The 19306-nt window shown below is 41.3% G+C and carries 16 protein-coding genes and 1 pseudogene; 5 read left to right on the top strand and 12 right to left on the bottom strand.

What is annotated here, in order from left to right; translation table 11 throughout:
- A partial coding sequence (locus JHD45_RS22350; RefSeq protein ID WP_233407907.1) for a hypothetical protein occupies nucleotides 1-268 on the top strand: 268 nt, incomplete at its 5' end.
- Between the two features lie 78 nt (nucleotides 269-346).
- On the opposite strand, the gene JHD45_RS17685 is transcribed toward JHD45_RS22350, so the two are convergent.
- The gene (locus JHD45_RS17685) at nucleotides 347-715 is read right to left on the bottom strand and encodes a nuclear transport factor 2 family protein (RefSeq protein WP_199477822.1); all 369 of its coding nucleotides are present in this window, start codon (nucleotides 713-715) and stop codon (nucleotides 347-349) included.
- Between the two features lie 322 nt (nucleotides 716-1037).
- Here JHD45_RS17685 and JHD45_RS17680 point away from each other — a divergent pair, with 322 nt between their 5' ends.
- Nucleotides 1038-2606, top strand: coding sequence for a methyl-accepting chemotaxis protein (locus JHD45_RS17680; RefSeq protein ID WP_199477821.1), 1569 nt, complete (start codon nucleotides 1038-1040; stop codon nucleotides 2604-2606).
- Between the two features lie 145 nt (nucleotides 2607-2751).
- Here JHD45_RS17680 and JHD45_RS17675 read toward each other — a convergent pair whose 3' ends face one another.
- Complete coding sequence (locus JHD45_RS17675; protein ID WP_199477820.1) at nucleotides 2752-2973, bottom strand: hypothetical protein; 222 nt, start codon at nucleotides 2971-2973, stop codon at nucleotides 2752-2754.
- Nucleotides 2974-3078: 105 nt separating this feature from the next.
- A complete protein-coding gene (locus JHD45_RS17670; protein ID WP_199477819.1) occupies nucleotides 3079-4737 on the bottom strand; it encodes an acyl-CoA dehydrogenase family protein in 1659 nt (552 codons plus the stop codon).
- 256 nt (nucleotides 4738-4993) lie between these two features.
- Here JHD45_RS17670 and JHD45_RS17665 point away from each other — a divergent pair, with 256 nt between their 5' ends.
- Nucleotides 4994-6151: a hypothetical protein gene (locus JHD45_RS17665; RefSeq protein WP_199477818.1), complete on the top strand. Its 1158-nt coding sequence runs from the start codon at nucleotides 4994-4996 to the stop codon at nucleotides 6149-6151.
- Between the two features lie 72 nt (nucleotides 6152-6223).
- Here the strand turns inward: JHD45_RS17665 and JHD45_RS17660 are convergent, their stop codons facing one another.
- On the bottom strand, nucleotides 6224-7102 hold the full coding sequence (locus tag JHD45_RS17660; protein WP_199477817.1) for a GNAT family N-acetyltransferase: 879 nt from the start codon (nucleotides 7100-7102) through the stop codon (nucleotides 6224-6226).
- Between the two features lie 9 nt (nucleotides 7103-7111).
- Nucleotides 7112-7525: a GNAT family N-acetyltransferase gene (locus tag JHD45_RS17655; protein ID WP_199477816.1), complete on the bottom strand. Its 414-nt coding sequence runs from the start codon at nucleotides 7523-7525 to the stop codon at nucleotides 7112-7114.
- A gap of 340 nt (nucleotides 7526-7865) precedes the next feature.
- Between JHD45_RS17655 and JHD45_RS17650 the strand changes: the two genes are divergently transcribed.
- Both JHD45_RS17650 and JHD45_RS17645 read left to right on the top strand, forming a co-directional pair.
- Nucleotides 7866-8933, top strand: a complete 1068-nt coding sequence (locus JHD45_RS17650; protein WP_199477815.1) for a 2,3-butanediol dehydrogenase — start codon at nucleotides 7866-7868, stop codon at nucleotides 8931-8933.
- Between the two features lie 404 nt (nucleotides 8934-9337).
- A complete protein-coding gene (locus tag JHD45_RS17645; RefSeq protein WP_199477814.1) occupies nucleotides 9338-10843 on the top strand; it encodes an MFS transporter in 1506 nt (501 codons plus the stop codon).
- Nucleotides 10844-10996: 153 nt separating this feature from the next.
- Here JHD45_RS17645 and JHD45_RS17640 read toward each other — a convergent pair.
- From JHD45_RS17640 to lysS, 7 genes and pseudogenes are all read right to left on the bottom strand, one after another.
- A pseudogene (locus JHD45_RS17640) lies at nucleotides 10997-12269 on the bottom strand (O-acetylhomoserine aminocarboxypropyltransferase/cysteine synthase family protein).
- 283 nt (nucleotides 12270-12552) lie between these two features.
- Nucleotides 12553-13104, bottom strand: coding sequence for a nucleotidyltransferase family protein (locus JHD45_RS17635; protein ID WP_233407906.1), 552 nt, complete (start codon nucleotides 13102-13104; stop codon nucleotides 12553-12555).
- Between the two features lie 35 nt (nucleotides 13105-13139).
- Complete coding sequence (locus JHD45_RS17630; protein ID WP_199477812.1) at nucleotides 13140-13493, bottom strand: DHCW motif cupin fold protein; 354 nt, start codon at nucleotides 13491-13493, stop codon at nucleotides 13140-13142.
- A 467-nt stretch (nucleotides 13494-13960) separates the two neighbouring features.
- Complete coding sequence (locus tag JHD45_RS17625; RefSeq protein WP_199477811.1) at nucleotides 13961-15283, bottom strand: methyl-accepting chemotaxis protein; 1323 nt, start codon at nucleotides 15281-15283, stop codon at nucleotides 13961-13963.
- 464 nt (nucleotides 15284-15747) lie between these two features.
- A complete protein-coding gene (hisC, locus tag JHD45_RS17620) occupies nucleotides 15748-16812 on the bottom strand; it encodes a histidinol-phosphate transaminase (protein ID WP_199477810.1) in 1065 nt (354 codons plus the stop codon).
- Nucleotides 16813-17135: 323 nt separating this feature from the next.
- On the bottom strand, nucleotides 17136-17618 hold the full coding sequence (locus JHD45_RS17610) for a hypothetical protein (protein ID WP_067016772.1): 483 nt from the start codon (nucleotides 17616-17618) through the stop codon (nucleotides 17136-17138).
- Between the two features lie 173 nt (nucleotides 17619-17791).
- On the bottom strand, nucleotides 17792-19294 hold the full coding sequence (gene lysS / locus JHD45_RS17605) for a lysine--tRNA ligase (RefSeq protein ID WP_199477809.1): 1503 nt from the start codon (nucleotides 19292-19294) through the stop codon (nucleotides 17792-17794).
- Between the last annotated feature and the right edge of the window lie 12 nt (nucleotides 19295-19306).

Here is a 19306-nt window from a genome sequence, read left to right as displayed (position 1 = left end):
ACAGCCTCCACCTAGTTTTTTGTTTAAAATATCAGCTTCTTTTTTCTTATCTTTTATTGCTTTAATACTTGGGTATTTTTCTTATTGGACCTTTCGTTATAGCCCTTTGGATGTACTATGTCGGTATGAAAGCAGTCAGTGCGATATTGGTCCATATGGCTGGTCTGTTGCATTGCTTTGTTCTGGAGCATCTGTATTACTGATCGTAATCGTTTTTTTGCTTATGAAAAAATCTTCACTTAAAAACCACTTAAAAAAACCAAAATGATTCTATTTTAAATTAGACATTCTTAGCGACTCAAAGCTGGAACTTCATTAATATGCTATTTTGCTTTAACTAAATCGGTTATGACTCATTAGGCCCCAAATGTTCCGTTATTATTTGCCAGCATCCGTTTTCATTGATCAGTACAGTGGTACCTCTGCCACTTCCTGAGCAGTGCTCTCCCTCAATAATTCCTTTCCAGCTGAAACAATACAGACACACGGCTTCTGTTTCAGAAATGTGAGCCCAGTGTGCCTTTGATATTGAATACTGCTCGTCTTTTATAGAGGAAAAGTTTTCTTCAAAGACCGTTCGAACTTCTTCAATGCCTTTAAAAGTCCCGTTTGAAAATGTCACACAAACATTCTTATGCATTAAAGGTTCCACCAAACACCAATCTTGGCTAGCCAAAGCTAACTCATAGCTCTTCAATACTTGCTGTGGTTTCATTTCATTTACCTGAGAACATTTATAGAAGTAAAACTGACTTTAAATGACTAATATCATCTTATCCATCTGCATGTCACGGTATTATTGGAAGTTAGCCAGATATTTGCATTAGTTACTTTTGAGTGACTTTGACAAGCGGCGAAGATAGGTAACGATCACACTTAACGCTTTCAAGCATGGCTGTTATCGTTGAAATCAAAGCAAAAATCACAGATGCATTGTCGTGAAAAAACCGAACTAAGGATGACTCACCTTCTATTTTAGATTGACCTCCTAATGACATAGTTACACACTAGAGAAAAACAATAAGGAAGCATGAAGCATGATATTGTATTTACAGTTAGGGAGCGTATTGGGGCTTATAGCGATCTGCGTTATTAACTATTTACAAGACATTATGCCTTTACCCTATGCTCTTGTCGGTATACTACTTTGCTGTTTTCTTGTCTTATCAAAATTTTTATCGGCACCCCATAAGCATAAGAAAAAGCCCAATCAGCCCTCTCTTGTGAAAGAGGACTTAGGCTATTCTCAAGTCAGTAAAACCGTGACCAGCGCCACATCAAAAATGGCTATGGGAGCTGCTGAAGTATCCCATTTCGTTGACACTCTCAGCAAAGACATCCACATTACCCGTGATGATAGTGAGCAGATTACTCAAGCGGTAGAAAGTCTCTCAGATACGGGCTTAACGCTTTCTAACAACCTGACTCAATTGACTCACACCATGAGCGATACCGCTGAATCAAGCCGCATCGCTCAGCAGATGCTTACGCAAAGTTCCGAGCAAATAAATGAGTTAACGCAAAAGGTACAAGCGGCCAGTGATCAATTAGCATTGTTAATTAAAAGTGCCGACGACATCGATACCATTACCACTGTTATCAAAGGGGTTTCTGAGCAGACCAATTTATTAGCTTTAAATGCCGCGATAGAAGCCGCACGTGCGGGGGAGCAAGGTCGAGGTTTTGCGGTGGTGGCTGATGAAGTCCGTGCGCTTGCTGCAAAAAGCGCGACGGCATCCGAGCAAATTTCTGGCTTACTGACAGATGTGCGCCGTAACAGTGAGGCCACAAATCACGAAATGTCCTCGCTAAAAGAGCTATCCGAAACCCTCTCTACCGCGCTCTTGGGGGAAACTCAGCGCTTTGTTTCTTTAACCAAAGAAGTACAAAACGCCTCCGTTGTTCTTTCTCAGGTGGAGAGTGCAGGGGAAGTATTAGGTTCCACCAGCAGTCAAATTAGCGGCTCTATTTCTCGCATTGGCACGTCATTAAACGATATATCCCAACGAAGTGACCGCTTAGCCCAAGAAGCGTCCGGCTTAAGTAATGGTGCTGAAGTGGTCTTTAGAGAGTTAGATAAAGTCGATAAATCCCTGTTTTTCTCAGATTTACTCAACACAGCACACACTTCGGCACAGGCCATTGCTAAGGTCTTTGAAGAGGCCATTGAAAAAGGTGAGCTCACCCAAGAAGCGGTTTTTTCTAGAGATTATCGACCCATTCCAGGGAGTAATCCGGAGAAATTTAACACGGCCTACGATTCATTTAGTGATCGGGCTTTTCCGCCTATTCAAGAAGCCGTGTTAGAAAAACATAGCGAAGTCATGTTTGCTGGCGCGGTAGATATCAATGGTTATTTCCCGACCCATAACAAAAAGTTCAGTCAGCCCTTAAGCGGTGACTATGAAAAAGACCTGATCAATAATCGCACCAAACGCATTTTTAACGATCCAACAGGACGTCGCTGTGGCGCACATACCGATACTTTTTTATTGCAAACCTATAAACGAGACACTGGTGAGATCTTACATGATCTCTCCGTGCCGATTTTTGTAAAGGGCAAGCACTGGGGTGGTTTCCGTATGGGCTTCCAATCAAACGCTTAGTTTTAGTTTTTTCATCATGCCTTTTAAACCATCCAGTCACTCGCACTAAACGGTAAGATCCGTTTAGTGCGAGTTAACTTCAAATCTAGCTCTGAGGCACATGCCATCACCCACAAACAGTATGAATCAAGACAATGAAAGAAGCCTAATAAGTCGAATTCGGCGCAATATCGGCATTCACTTCGCCATCCACTTCATCAGGGTCGATACCGTGAATAAGCAGAGCTTCCCTGACTGTTTCCACATGATTGAGCACCAACTGATATCGCTCACCGTATTCGTACTTGTTCACTTCTATCGCTTTTGGCATATAAGTGAACGCAATTTTTAACGCCTCTAATGCAGTTTGTTTGTCTTCCTCCGTCATAGGAATCCCCTCAATAAAACTAACTTATAAAAATACCACTTGGCTATTGCTACCAAATTGCGAGAAAAACGCTTTAACGATACCAACACCATTATTCACCATCTGTTAAGAGGTTAGCTTAGGCATAAAACGCGCTACAATCTTGGCCATATCAATGCCACTGTCTAAACAACCATATTGGTGAAAACCATGGTCACTGAAGCGTGCGGTTACAAAAGCATCCGCGATATCCTCATCGCCGTAGATCAGTAAGCTGGCGGCTTGCCAAAGCTGTGCTAAGGTCTCGATCACTCGTCTTGCCTGAACCTCTAAATGAGCTTTGTCTTCTAACAAGCGATAGGCTGAATCGAGTTTTTTTGCATACAAAGGGTTTGCCTGACGGGCAAGCTCAAGCTCCTCTAAAAAGACCTTCAATGTGTCAGGTTCTCGGTTGAAGACTCGTAACAAGTCGAGGCATTGCACATTACCAGAACCTTCCCATATCGCATTGACCGGCGCTTCTTTATATAAACGGCTTAAGACATTATCCTGTACATACCCCACACCGCCAACACACTCCATCGCTTCATAGGTATGCTGAACGGCACGTTTACAGATCCAATATTTACCGATCGCCGTGGCGCTGCGCACTAATGCGGCCTGCTTCTCATCGGCCATATTATCCAGGGCATGGGCAATACGCATCGAAATAGCAAGCGCCGCTTCTGCTTCAAGAGCAAGATCAGCAAGCACATTCAGCATCAATGGTTGTTGATGGAGATTTTTACCGAAAACACTCCGTCCTGATGTATGCCAAATGGCTTCTTTAGCCGCTTGCATCATCAACGCCGATGAGCCCAACATACAGTCATAACGAGTCAGCGCCACCATTTGAATAATGGTCGCAATGCCTCGGCCAGGTTCCCCTAGTAACCAACCTTGAGCCCCCCTAAATTCAATTTCAGAGCTGGCGTTTGATTGATTTCCTAATTTATCTTTTAAACGTTGAAGGTAAATAGCATTTTTTTGGCCATCCTCACACCAACGAGGCACTAAAAAACAAGACAACTGAGTATCATCCGTCTTTGCCAGAACAAGAAAGGCATCGCTCATGGGGGCCGAGCAAAACCATTTGTGCCCTACTAACGAATACAGCTCACCTGGCCCACTTGCCTTGAGCGGTGTGGCTGTGGTGGTATTTGCTCGTACATCAGACCCACCCTGCTTTTCTGTCATCGCCATGCCTATGGTCACCCCTTGTTTTTCAAACCAAGGTTTATTATCACCATCGTAATGATTGGCGAAAATTTTCGGCAACCAGAGTTTGGCGACGCTTGGTTGAACAGAAATCGCAGGCACACTGGCAAATGTCATAGTAAGTGGGCAACCCGATCCAGGATCAGCATGGGTATGCAACACTGCCAAGGTCGCACGCACTACATGACTCCCAGCCTGCGGTTTTTGCCAAGGCAAAGAACAGTGCCCATGTTCGATAGCATGCTGCATTAATTGATGATAGCTTGGATGGTACTCAACCTGATCAATGCGCTCACCAAAACGATTGTGGGTATGCAGTTCCGGCAAATATTTATTGGCAAGAAAACCCGCTTGTTGCAATTCACCGCCGACTCTAGCACCAAAATCTGTCAAAAGCTCAGTCCCCCAACCGCCATCAAAGCGCTGCTGCCAATACTGCAGCACCCTATCAGCAAGGTAAGCGTTATAGTGTTCAAGCGCTTTGGGTTGATTAAAAACCTGATGTGTTTCACCGTTCATGAATGTCATTTTCACACCCTATTCTTGTTTTTTCTCACTATAACAGCTCAAGTCTATTTGTCTAATACCTACCACACTTAGCATTTAGTAAGACTTTCCTCCTATTTGATAGGGCAATCTCTGTACATTGCATCCAAAAAGATATAAACAATTAGTGGAATAACGATTTTCAAGCTTTCACAAAGCAACAAGCTAAAAATTATTTTAATAAAAGCTAAACACAATCGACATAGTATTCAGCTAACGATTTAACAGGAGTAATCAAATGCAAACGCAAGAAGTCGAAGTTTTTAATTTTAATTTCGGAGAGTCTGTTCATAATCATGTACCAGAAAATGGCAACTACTATAAGATGCCAGAATATATCGATTTTATGAAATCGATTGAAGAAGACAATTCATCAGTGGACACTGATACCAACCTGATGTTAACCAAATTTCGAAAAATTTATTACGACTCATTTGGTTGGAATAAACTCCTCATCCCCGAAACAGCAAACATCGCGCCTTTCCCTGCCAGTGATTACACTCAAAAAATGCAACATAGCCATGAGGTTGTGCTGTCTAATAACGATCTATACGATGTCGCACATATCTTTGCCATTTTAGACGCTAACAACCATAATGGCCCACTCACTCCCGTACCAGAAAGCATTATTGAAAAGCCAGAAATTTGGGATAAGATAAAAGATATAGTACCTGTTGTTGAAAACCGATTGATGGCCTCTGGATGGCTTGGTGATTTATCAGAAATCACCGGAGAGTTTTTACTACAACATAAAATAACGGATCATCTTCTATCAAAAGCCAAACAACATGAGAAAAAACAAGGCATCATTGATCAATTTGGTGCGTATTATAAAAACTTAGCCAATGTTGACGGTATGATCCTAGCTGGTAATGCCAGCAGTAATAAATATAATGGCCAGACTGTCTCTGACATATTTGAAAGTTTTTATGGTAATGGCACTCAACCAGGAGAGCGAGAACAACTAAAATCGTCAATTTATTTACATTTTGGTGAATCGATTGGCCTAGAAGGCTGGGATGGTAATAAATTCAAAAACAGTGAAGATTGGCTGAATAAACAAACAAAGAACCTACAAACCTGTACCGCTTTCTATTTTATAAAAATGAAAGGGTTGAGTTTAGACATTCCTGCCATCACTCAAGAAAAACTGAAATCCGATCTAGAAAATTTTGTGACAAATTTAAAAGAAGACGATATCAGACAAGATTTCGCTACTTATGGTTTGAATATACTAAAAGACGAAAGTAAGTCCTTAGATCAAGATTTAAAAACGTTAATTACTTGCTTTTTAATCTGGAATGGCTGGTACAAAAACATATTATCCATAGATGCTGTACTTACTTCTTATCTAAATGGACTCTCTCAGGCCATTATTAAAACTCAAACAAATTAGCCTAGTAACTTTGAGAAACTTTAATGGGTTTTATAAAGGCATATCATCTTTAGTAAAGCCCAAAATTTCCTTTTAGATAAAAGCATGCTGATAAACCTGCCAAATATCTATCTTTTTGGTAGGAATAGATTGATATAACTGATCGAAATTTGTCTTAGTAGAATCGATTTCAATATCAGCTAATGTAATTTTCTTGAGAAGAGCACATTTTGCAAGATGCGATAATAAAATAGTTTGCAAACAATCATTCACCTTATCATCTGAATACAACCACCAGATGTTTAATATCGAAGAAGTAACACAGCTGGTAATACAAGACCTAATTGCTTTACCATCGTGGATTACAAAACTAAATTTCGGATCAAATTGTGATAGTTGTTGTGCCCATAACGCACTATCGTTTGACACAGGTGTCGACCAATAATGATCACGAGTATAAGCGTTAATTAAAAACGCATTGGTATCCAATGATAATTCCAACGCTTTTTCAAAATCACAAAGATAAAACCCATTTTCTTCAAGCACTGAATAATCTGGTTTCTGCATTTGATCACAATCAAACATCATAGAATAACAATTAAGCCGTCTTTTAAAACCAACTGACTCGATAAAAGCTCTTAATCCAGTATGTTGCACATCAGCACCAAATTGAAAGCCGAGCACATTGTTAGGCAATGGCTCTACAAGAAGTCGACGATAAAGCATTGAGCCAACACCTTTTCGACGCTGGGCATCAGCCACATAAACAAAAGGACGAGCCCAATATGGATGAAAATTGTTAAAACCAACAAATGCAAGTCCAATAGGAACTTCATCAAAGCAAGCATAAAAAACCGTTTGCTCAAGTTCGAAAGCCTGCCTTATCTTTTTCTCCACAGACTCACACTCTAACAACCGCTCAACCTGAGCGATATCCTTAGCCACTTCAATTTGGCACATAAGATTCTGCATATGAACACTTTACCCCTCTTGTTCCAGCGTTAGACAGTAATCATAAAAGCCAACTGAGCGCCAAAAGCTTAGCCCTTTCAGGTTATTTATTAAAACATCTAAACGTAGTTTTTCTTGGCCCCAATAGCGCTTTTTCGCTAGCTCAAAGGCTTTTTTGCCGTTCCCTTTACCTCGAAATGATTGTGCAATAAAAAACTGTCTAATATAAATAAAGTCAGTGTCCTTGCGCCACAGTGTATAACCAATAACCTCATCGTTGATCTCGAAAAGTGCTGCTGAATATTCCGATACAAGCCAGCAAGCCATTCGAGCTTTTAACGCTTTGACCGACATTGGATTGCTGTGTCCTTCGTCTTTTATAAGCTGGCAATTTAGTTCTGCCAGAATGTCTAAATCCTCTTCTTTCGCTAAACGAACCTTCATTTGTTGTCCTATTTACAATGTCTTTTATGAGGGATGTTATAGACTTGATGCCAGCGTGAAAACCAAAATAATTTATAATGAACAAGAGATCAGCAAAATGCTAATCACCGATACCCGTTCCTGACGTCACGCCTTATAAACATTAGGCAAATGCCTATTGCTTCATGCTCTGATTCCTTTTTGAAGTACTTGATAATTGTCAGTAAAAAGCAAGGTTTTCACCATGAAGTTGACTTCGCTAGGTGTTCTGAGTAGCTTGATTTAGTAGAGACTTTTGCACGACTGTGGTGCGTGCAAAAGTCTCTACTCATCTCTATTAGTCCAATAAAAGGAAAGCAAAATGAAAGCTGCTCGTTTTTATGACAGAGGGGATATTCGCATTGAAGATATCCCTGAACCTAGTGTTGAGCCAGGTACAGTGGGCATTGATGTTGCGTGGTGTGGCATCTGCGGTACCGATTTACATGAATTTATGGAAGGGCCGATTTTTATTCCACCTTGTGGCCATCCACACCCTATTTCAGGAGAATCTGCCCCTGTTACCATGGGACATGAGTTTTCGGGCGTGGTTTACGCGGTGGGAGAAGGTGTTGACGATATTCAAGTCGGTCAACACGTCGTCGTTGAGCCTTATATTATTGCCGATGAGGTACCAACTGGGCCAGGTGAAAATTATCACCTATCGAAAAATATGAACTTTATTGGTCTTGGTGGATGCGGTGGAGGGTTATCCGAAAAGATCGCCGTAAAACGCCGTTGGGTTCATCCTATTTCAAATGACATTCCTTTGGATCAAGCCGCCTTAGTTGAACCCTTAGCCGTCGGTTATCATGCATTTGTTCGCAGCGCGGCAAAAGCGGGTGATGTGGCGTTAGTCGGTGGCGGTGGCCCTATCGGCTTGTTATTGTCTGCTGTTTTAAAAGCTAAGGGCATCACGGTTATCCTGACTGAGCTAAGCGCTAAACGTAAAGAAAAGGCTCATGATACTGGCGTCGCAGATTATATTTTAGATCCAACTGAGGTCAACGTCACAAAAGAAGTGATGAAGATTACGGAAGACCGAGGTGTGGATGTAGCTTTCGAGTGCACCAGCAATAACAAGGTATTAGACACTTTAGTTGAAAGCACAAAAGCAAAAGGGGCAATCGTTATTGTCTCCATTTGGAGCCATCCGGCAACTGTGAACGTTCACAGTGTGGTCATGAAGGAATTGGACGTTCGCGGCACCATTGCTTATGTAAACAACCATGAAGAAACCATTAAATTGGTTGAAGAAGGCAAGGTTAATTTAGAGCCCTTTATCACCCAGCGAATCGAATTAGATGACCTGATTTCCCAAGGCTTCGATACATTAATTCACAATAATGAATCAGCGGTAAAAATTATTGTTCGTCCATCAAAAGCATAAATAACATCACAATAAAGCCAGCAAGGGCTCAATAAGGTTGATCCTTACTGGCTTTTTTATCAAAAAAACAACCTAAATAAAGTCTAGAATACAGTGCCTAATTTAAAAAAATGCATCTATGTATTTGATTAATATGGCTTTTCTATAAAGAATTCTCAAATTCCACTTCACAAAACACAACATCAGAATGTAAACAGTGTGTAATGTTCTGGCTTTTTATGACACGAACATTTTACCTATGCTAAATTTGCTCTACATCTCTCCCAATATCAATGACTAGAGCTCACAACCCTATTCATTAGGGAAATGAAACGATTAGACAGAACGTTATTATCTGACCTTTCAGCTTATGCTTGAGATAAACTTTTAGCATAGAGACAATTAATATTTAACAGTACGATCTAATGAATAATAAAACTAGAGTTTTTGTAGCTGTATCTCTTTCTTTTATCATGGTATACATAGATATATCAGGGATATCTGTAGCCTTACCGACATTAGAGAATGTATTTAACACCACACCCTCCACTATTATGTGGGTAGTTAATATTTACATATTAACTCGATCCGCCCTTGTTTTTGCTTCGGGAAAAATTAGTGACATTTTCTCACACAAAAGATGTTTTTTATTTGGGTTGGCTTTATTCTGTATTGCTTCACTAATATGTGGTTCATCACCAAATAGCATTACACTTATTACTTTTAGATTATTCCAAGCTATTGGAGCAACATTTCTTTTCACCTCTGGAATGAGTATGGTGACATTAGTCTACTCGAAAGAGCAACGTGGAAAAATGATTGGCTTGTTATTAAGTACCTCTTTGATTAGCATGGCTTTCGCTCCCATTGTAGGAGGCTTATTTATAAAGTACTTAAGCTGGCGCTGGATTTTTTACATTAATCTCATTGTTGGTGTTATTGTTTACTTATTGTTAGCCCGGTCGACTAATATAGAAGCATCAGGCATTTCAAAAAAAGGCTTTGATTGGCAAGGATTTTTATCGATTTCGCTATCGACAACCTTATTGAGTTTAGTTTTTATCAATAGCTCAATATGGAGATGGAGTTCATGGAGTTTTATTTTCTGTATCGCCTTTGCAATAGTTTTCTTATTTTTATTTATTTACTATGAAAAATGTTCTCTTCACCCAGTCATTGATCTTAGTATTTTTAAAATTACAAACTTTGCTTCTGGGTCATTAATTTCTACCATTAACCAAATCACTACTTGGCTTATTTTTTTCACAACTATTTTTCTACAAAAATCCTTCCATTACTCTCCATTAACAACAGGACTCTTATTAATTCCATTATTTTTCTTTGGCATAATATCAGCAAACCTAGGTGGTTTTTTAGTTGATAAATTTAATGTTAAGCTCCCATTAACCCTTGGTACTGGGGCAAGCCTCTTGGGTGTCATGATAACGTTAGTCTTATATCCTCATATCACCTATCTTAAAATGATCCCCATGTTAATATTGACTGGAATTGGTATGTTTATGATCAATGGTCCTGTTAGAACGTCGATACTCAATCAGATTACAAAGGATAAGTATGGAATGGTTAACTCAACACTAAATGGGTTACGTGCCATTGGAGGAACAGTTGGCTTTACCTTCTTAACGGCAGTTTTGATGAACACGGAGCTGTCTTCGGTAAGGTCGAAATTGGTTCAGATAATCCCTTCTATTTCTAGTGATGACATCCATAAATTAATTGGTTTACTTTCCAAGACCCCTGAAAGCTTAAATATAGTAAGTAAATACGATTCAACGGCACAGCATACAATATATAATGCAGTTTCCTCTAGTTATTTGCATGGCTTCTATTGGATGTTAGTAGTGATACTGATACTCATGCTTATTAACTTTATTTTATCAATCTTTTTTATAAAATCTTCCTCAAAATAGAAGGACAATTCAAATATAAAAACTCGTTGATACAATCAAATTCCCTAAAAAAGCGTCCCTATTAATATGAACGGCATAACAGCTAACGTCGCTCAGATAGAGCAAGCCCAATAGAGGGCCTAGCATTTGAATGCAGGCCCTCAAATCATATAATTAAGCTTTATCCAATGCTTGTGAAACGTCAGCAATAATATCGTCTATATGCTCAATACCCACCGAGATGCGCACTAGATCAGCACTCACGCCAGCTTTTTTAAGCTCTTCGTCATTCAATTGACGGTGCGTAGTAGAAGCCGGATGACATGCCAATGATTTTGCATCGCCAATATTGACCAAACGTAAAATCATATCAAGCGAATCAATAAACTTAGCACAGGCATCAATCCCCCCAGTGATACCAAAACTCAAAATACCAGAAGCTTTGCCCTTAGTAATTTTTTGGCAGGTTTCATAATACGGACTATCCGGTAAGGCCGCGTAGTTCACCCACTCTACTTTCGGGTGTTGCTGTAAATATTCAGCAAGGCGCTGGGCGTTTTCACAATGGCGATCCATCCGCAAACCCAATGTCTCCAGGCCTTGTAAAATTTGAAACGCATTCATCGGCGAAATGGCAGAACCTGTATTACGCAGTGGCACGACTCGACAACGCCCTATATACGCAGCGGCACCTAAGGCTTCCGTGTAAACTACGCCGTGGTAGGAAGGGTCTGGTTCGTTAAGAATCGGAAAGCGTTTTTTGTTGGCAACCCAATCAAACTTGCCAGAATCGACAATGATACCGCCAATTGTTGTACCGTGGCCGCCGATATATTTAGTGAGCGAATGCACAACAATATCGGCCCCCAGCTCAAACGGGCGACACAAATAAGGCGTAGCGACCGTATTATCCACAATCAAAGGAACACCGTGCTTGTGCGCTATCTCCGCCAGACGCGCAATATCAACAATATTACCGGCTGGATTACCAATAGATTCGCAAAATAACGCTTTGGTATTTTCGTCAATCGCGTTTTCAAACCCCTCAAAATCATCATGCGACACCATACGCACGTCCACACCTTGGCGCGGCAGTGAGTGCGCAAACAAATTATACGAACCGCCATACAACTGGCTGGTACTGACAATATTGTCACCCACTTGCGTAATACACTGAATCGCATAGGTAATAGCCGCCATGCCAGATGCCACCGCCAGCGCCGCAATACCACCTTCCATCGCAGCCACCCCGTTTTTCCAACACATCAGTAGTTGGGTTCATAATGCGGGTGTAAATATTACCTTGTACGGCTAAATTAAACAGATCAGCACCGTGCTGAGTATCATCAAAGGTATACGATGTGGTTTGATAAATAGGAACAGCGGCCGCTTTGGTGGTTGCTTCAGACTTATAGCCTTCATGAAGTGCAATAGATTCGAGTTTCATAGTGTGTCTCGTTTAAAATTATTGTGGTTGTATGACTAAATAACAGCGGTATATGTGACTAAAAACAACCGCCAAGATCGACAGAGTCTAGTGTAAACCTATCACAACAACCATAAAAACGTTAAGCCAAAAACAAACCTAATAAACTTTTCAGAATGTGCGGTTTGGAATGAAGACGTCACTGCACCGCTACCTTTGCAGTGGCTGGCCTTGTGAAAGTTGATGTCCATAATCTGATAAACCAGACCAGGCAGTTTACTGACTTCACCTTTTTTATTAACGGTTACCATTCCTTGATCTCAAGGTTCGGCCACCTCTGCTTAAAGCTACGATTCATTGTGTCGTAGTTTTCTTTACTCATCGCCGTTTTATTTGGTCGAATTGTCATGTTGGCTTGGTCTTCTAAACCAAAGGGAGCAAAGACATCCAAAACATCATCGACTAAACGAATACCAACGGCAAAACAAGGAAGCCACATGCGTATTCCATCTTCCGACTCTTTCAGTGGCTCTATGTTATTTCCAAACTTTGCACCATACCATTGATGGACGTTAGCTTGGTTTTTTACATCAACAGGCATCAAGTGAGTTTTTCGAGAGTCGATTTCCGCTTCATACTCCTTCTCAGATCTCGACATTTTTTGATCAAAGTAAACCACATCAAGGTCTTTCACTTTATAAAGTGGATCATTCCCCAACTTTCGATTCCAGACGGCTTGCGTTACCGAGCCTCCTGCTAAATAATGATTTGGCAGCTTGATTTCATTTAGTATTGTTAACAATTCCATCATTTCTGGAATATTAGAAATGGTATCGACTAAGTACTTCTCTCTCATAGCCATTCCGTATTTTGTCTTTGTAAATTAATTTATTAGGCATTTGACTTTAAAAAGTCGCCATCAATGATCAACAAGTGAACACCATTCTCTGTTACCGAACGATGGGAGCTTAAATCATCTGACACAATATACGACATGCCTTTACGTAAAGTTGATCGGCTTCCATCTTGAAGCTCATTTACCACTTCACCTTCAAGACAGTACACTATGTGACCTTTTTCACACCAATGGTCTGCTTTATAATTTTTTGAATATTCTACGTATCTGACGCGTAAACCGTCGAATTGCATAGTTTGCCAATACGCAATTCCAGTTTCTCCCTTATGCTCTGTTCGAGGAACGTTTTTCCAGTCTATCGTTTGAAAAGGAATGCTTGAGTTTTCCATTATTACTCCGGTTTAAGGCTGCCTACAGCTTGTGGCATTGGAGAGGAACGAGCCTTGTATCCACACCAGTTTTATGCATTATCTAGTTGATTTGTCTGTAAAAGCCTAATAGGCTCGACCTTTTGCTTTACTAGGCTTTCCTTACCGCTAGTTTCACGATCAATGACGAAGATTGTTACTTCTGCCGATATTCTTACCTATTGATACTAAAAAGCGGATCATATGCTAGGGATGAAACCGCTTAAACACTTGGTATGCCTTGCCACTCGGTTGAAAGAACTGACATTTAACACCAAGCACACAGATAGCCTTTACAGAGAAGCGCCGTAAAGGCTATCTGTGTGCCGAAAGTTCAATATACTACCTAGGTATATTGAACCTTTTGCTTAATGATCCGCAATAGCAACTATCGTTTTTTTCATTTTCGTCTTGGTCAAGACTCAGCACATTTTAGGTTTTGCTCTATGTTATGACACATTTTTAACCTCAATAAGGTTAGCGTCTTTCTTGGCAGCAGCATCAATTAATCCGTCAATTTTTCTCATGTTTTCGAGCTGGGCCTGGAGCTGCAATGAAAGCTCACTCAGTTCAGTGGCAGAGAGGGAAGTCTCTTCCGCAGACGCGGCCGTCGAGTGAATCACATCATCAATTTCTGACATCCCCTGATTGACCTGGCTCAATCCCATCGCCTGACTTTGCGATGCCTTATCTATTTCTTCGATGGTGTTGGAGATAGTTGACACGTGCTTAACAATCTCACTCAATGCACTCACACATTTTTGTGATATGGCATTACCCTTTTCGACATTTTCTACTGATGACTGAATATACTGCGCCGACTCGCTAGCCGCGGTTGTACTACGCTCAGCAAGTTTTCTTACCTCATCCGCTACCACCGCAAAACCACGCCCCATTTCACCAGCTCGAGCCGCTTCAATGGAAGCATTAAGTGCCAGTAAATTCGTCTGAGAGGCAATATCATCAATGACATTAATAATGTCACTAATGGCTTCGCTTGAGCGATTAATTTCCAGCATCGCTTGCTCAAGTTCTCTTATTTCATCGGAGGCCGTGGTCGCAGCCCGCTGCGCTTCAGACGAAATGGCGCTGGCCTTTGAGGCACGCTCGGCATTGTCATTGGCCTGACTAAGAATCTCATTGAGCGAACTGCCGATTTGAGTAATTGACGCCGCTTGCTGAGTCGACCCGACGGTCAAAGCACGGCTGGCAACATTAAGGTCTTTTGCTCCTGCTGTGAGGTTTTCACTGATGGCATCCACATCTTTGTAAACGGCTTTTAGCGCAACCTTTTCTGATATTTCCTGTACATATTCAACATGACCTATCTTGTTACCATCTAAACCATTGATGTAAAAAGTGTCGACGCGAAAATCTTTCCCCCACTGGTGAAAGGAAGTGACCGGCTTGTCTTTTCTTAAACAGTTCACTCCACAGTCTTCCGTATTACAGATGTTTGCTCCCCAATTTGAACAGTGTTGTCCGAGTACGTCCTCACGTTTGACACCCAGAGGATCGGTAGCCGCTCGATTGACAAACGTCCACTTCATATCCAGATCAGTGACTGAGAGTGGATTTGGTATCGTATCGAGAATTTGTACATAAAAGTTGAATCTCTCTTTTGCCAAACGCTCCATTTTTATCAAACATCCTAACAAGCCCACCATTGGTACAACCACAATCAGCAGGTTTGTGTTTTCTATCGCAAATAGTAAGGCAACAGCTATAGATACAATGTTAATACCTAGGGCTAGACGGTAATACTTGCTCATATATTTTCCTCTATTGACGGGTCTTATAATATTTATAGACCTATCTAATAGTAGGCTACATTTACGAGACTAATGAGTAATGATGAGTAATAATTAGTAATAGCTAGGTGAAAAGGTGCAATGCAATAGCGATTTAGCGAAGAATTTAAGAGGCCACTACGGACATGCCCTCGGGGTGAGTCGTTGGAAGTAGCTGTCAAAATAGCCTTAACATAGTCGTTACTTCGTCTTCTCAGAGAGTTTGGAGGCAGATAAATAATCATTTTATTTTGATCAGTCCCTGCATGCCCTTTAAGATATGAACCACTTCATGTCTACAACGTCAAATGGTGAACCACTAGATAGCTCAGCTTTTTCCCTGCCAACTTCCTCGAATCCAAATTTTTTATAAAAAGGCAGGATATCTACACTAGGCTATCCAATTAAAAAGGCCACAATATGTGGCCTTTGCAAAACTCAAAAACTTATTTTAACAGCTTTTCTAAAACGGCGGTCAGCGCTGCCATTTCTGCGTCAGTGCCAATGGTAATCCTCAAGTGGTTACCAATTCTTGGCTTCTTACCAAAATAACGCACCAAAATCCCCTGCTCTTTTAATGACAGGTAAATCTCTTCTGCGTCTTTGTTTGGGTGAGTGGCAAACACAAAGTTGGTAGACGATGGCACGATTTCAAAGCCAAGGGCTTCTAGGTCTTTTACCGATTGCTCTCGGGTCGTGATGGTTTTCGCGCAAATCTCTTGCATATAGGCTTCGTCTTCCACCGAGGCGGTGGCACCAGCCAAGGCAATACGATCAATGGGATAGGAGTTGAAGGAGTTCTTCAAACGTTCTAGCCCTTCGATCAAGTCTGGATGGCCCAGTGCATAACCCACTCGAATACCCGCCAAAGCACGAGATTTCGACAAGGTTTGCACGACTAACAGATTAGGATATTGGTTAATTAAGGTGGTCGCGCTTTGTGCACCGAAGTCCACATAGGCCTCATCCACTAGTACCACCACGTCTGGATTGGCTTTTAGAATATATTCAATATCCGATAGCGGCAGAGCTTTACCCGTTGGTGCATTGGGGTTGGTGACCACCACACCAGACACATCTAGATTGTCGTAATCCGCTGGGACAATATCAAATGTTTCGCTTAGGGGAATCAGTTTTGGTTCGATGCCGTATAAGCCCGCGTATACTTTGTAAAAGCTGTAGGTAATATCCGCAAACGCCAAAGGTTTACCGTCTGCAAAGTAACCCATAAAGGCCAAGGCCAAGACCTCATCCGAACCGTTCCCAACAAACACTTGATTGGTATCAAGTTGGTAGTTTTTTGCTAAGGCATTTTTCAATGTCATGCAATTTGGGTCTGGGTAAAGACGTAAACGCTCACTGACTTCTATAGCCATGGCATCTAAGGCTTTTGGCGAAGGCGAGTATGGGCTCTCGTTGGTGTTTAGCTTGATGTACTTTTTGTCTTGCGGTTGTTCGCCTGGCACGTAAGGGTCAAGAGACGCAATTTTATCTGTCCAAAAACGACTCATATCAATAACTCTCCACTTCTTCTTATAAAGGGGTCAGAGCCCTTTAAAAGTAGATACTAGATAAGGCAAATCTTGTTATCAGTTAAAGGGCTCTGACATCTTCTAACCTCTAAGAATTCTTTAAGAGTTTTTTTAAGGGAACAGGGACATTCCCTCGCTCCTCTTCTTTGGAGTATATTTCACAAAGTCGACTTAGTTCGACTTCATACATATATTTGCATTCTTCATAGTCATCACTATCTGTCGTATCCGATTGAGCAAGCAAATCATAATACCGAATAGCGTCTTCTAAAGCCTGAATACAGACAAATATACTTCTAATATCAGCGTCTAACATTGCTCTGTACCTTTATTTTTATCTTCGCATTGATTGCTAGCTGATCTAGAGCAGACAGAAAACTAGATACAGTCATATCAAAGTTAGGGGATATTGAATAATGCCAACTCTTCTTTTTGGAAATATAATGATCTTTTGTGATAATAAGTTCATGAGGAACAACTGTACCTGCAGGAATGACGACATAATCCCAGTTTTTATGTCCAAAAAGGCCATTTTTGTCAGAAAGAGATGTCCCTCTACTCTCTTCAGACTTAACATACTCTATACCGTCTTTCATATATGTTGATACATCAGCTAACCGAATACGTCCGTTTGGTAAGATTTTTTCTTTTAAGTCAGGGTAAAGAGGATTTCCTACTTGAAGCTCTGATTTATTGACCGCTCTCCAAAGAGTAAGCGATACATCAGAACGATATATTTTTTCCAACTCACCTCGACCAATAATAATTTCTTCCAAAGTAACCATATCAACTCCCTGTTTTGTTAAATATAAAAACCCTTAGTGAAACTAACCTTAATTTATGCAAAAACCTCTGAGGAAAGTGTCCCGAGTATAATATAAAAAATAGCCAGTAACACAAGCTGCTATCGCTGGCTATTCAAACTTTCTTTGTGGCTGTTTAGATATATAACCTCGGATTAGTCCTGAGGCTTCATATGTGGGAACAACAACACATCACGGATAGAAGCCGCATCCGTAAACAACATGACTAAACGGTCGATGCCAATCCCTTCACCAGCGGTGGGTGGTAAACCGTATTCTAGTGCGTTGATGTAGTCCGCATCGTAATGCATAGCTTCGTCATCACCGGCGTCTTTTTCCGCAACCTGACGCTTAAAGCGTTCTGCCTGATCTTCAGCGTCATTCAGCTCCGAGAAGCCGTTGGCGATTTCACGACCACCAACGAAGAATTCAAAACGGTCAGTAATAAACTCGTTATCATCGTTACGACGCGCCAGTGGAGAGACTTCCGCTGGGTATTCCGTGATGAAAGTCGGTTGATCCAATTTGTGTTCAGCAGTTTCTTCAAAGATTTCTGTCCAAAGTTTGCCTAAGCCCCAAATAGGTTTCACATCGATTTTCAGTTTCTTCGCCACTTCTGTCGCTTTTTCAACGGTTTCCAGATCCGCAGCGGTTAGTTCTGGGTTGTAGTGAAGAATAGACTCAAGCATGGTCATACGAACAAATGGGGCACCAAAGTCGTACTCAGCCCCCTGGTAGGTAACTTTTGTTGTACCCAAGACCTTCTCTGCCACGGTGCGCAGCATGTCTTCCGTCAGATCCATAAGATCTTTGTAGTCAGCGTACGCTTGATAGAATTCGATCATAGTGAATTCTGGGTTATGACGAGTCGACGTTCCTTCGTTACGGAAGTTACGGTTGATCTCAAACACACGTTCAAAGCCACCCACAACCAAACGCTTTAAGTAAAGCTCTGGAGCAATACGCAAGTACATGCTCATGTCCATCGCGTTATGATGGGTAATAAATGGACGAGCCGTTGCTCCACCAGGAATGGTTTGCAACATGGGCGTTTCCACTTCCATAAAACGACGATCTTCCAAGAAGCGACGAATGGTAGAAATGATTTTTGAACGCACTTGGAAAGTCTCACGGGACTCTTCGTTAACAATCAAATCCACATAACGCTGACGGTAGCGCATTTCCATATCAGACAAGCCATGATGCTTATCTGGTAATGGTCGTAGGGATTTGGTGAGTAATTGTGCTTCTTGCATATCGATATACAAATCACCTTTACCAGATTTGTGCACTGGGCCAGACACACCAATGATGTCACCCAAATCCCACGTTTTTTGCTCTGCTAAAAGCTCTGGACTGAGCGCCTTACGATTCACATAAGCTTGGATTTGACCTGTCATGTCTTGCAGCAACATAAAGGCACCACGGTTACGAACGATACGACCCGCGATGCTAACCTTATGATCCTTTTCTTCTAGATCTGCTTTTTCAAACTCGCCAAACTCTGCCTGAAGGTCAGCTGCGTAAGCATCGCGACGGAAAGAGTTAGGGAAAGCATTACGCTGTTCACGGATAGCCGCCAACTTGGCACGACGCTCCGCTACTAAACGGTTGTCATCAGTTGATGCGGTAGATTCTGTTGTCTTTTCGTTAGCCATGGTTTGATATTG

The sequence above is a fragment of the Marinomonas spartinae genome, assembly GCF_016461715.1.
In the GTDB taxonomy this organism is placed as follows: Bacteria; Pseudomonadota; Gammaproteobacteria; order Pseudomonadales; family Marinomonadaceae; genus Marinomonas; species Marinomonas spartinae_A.
Note: the sequence above shows the minus strand (reverse complement) of the source record. Positions and strands in the feature narration are given on the sequence as shown.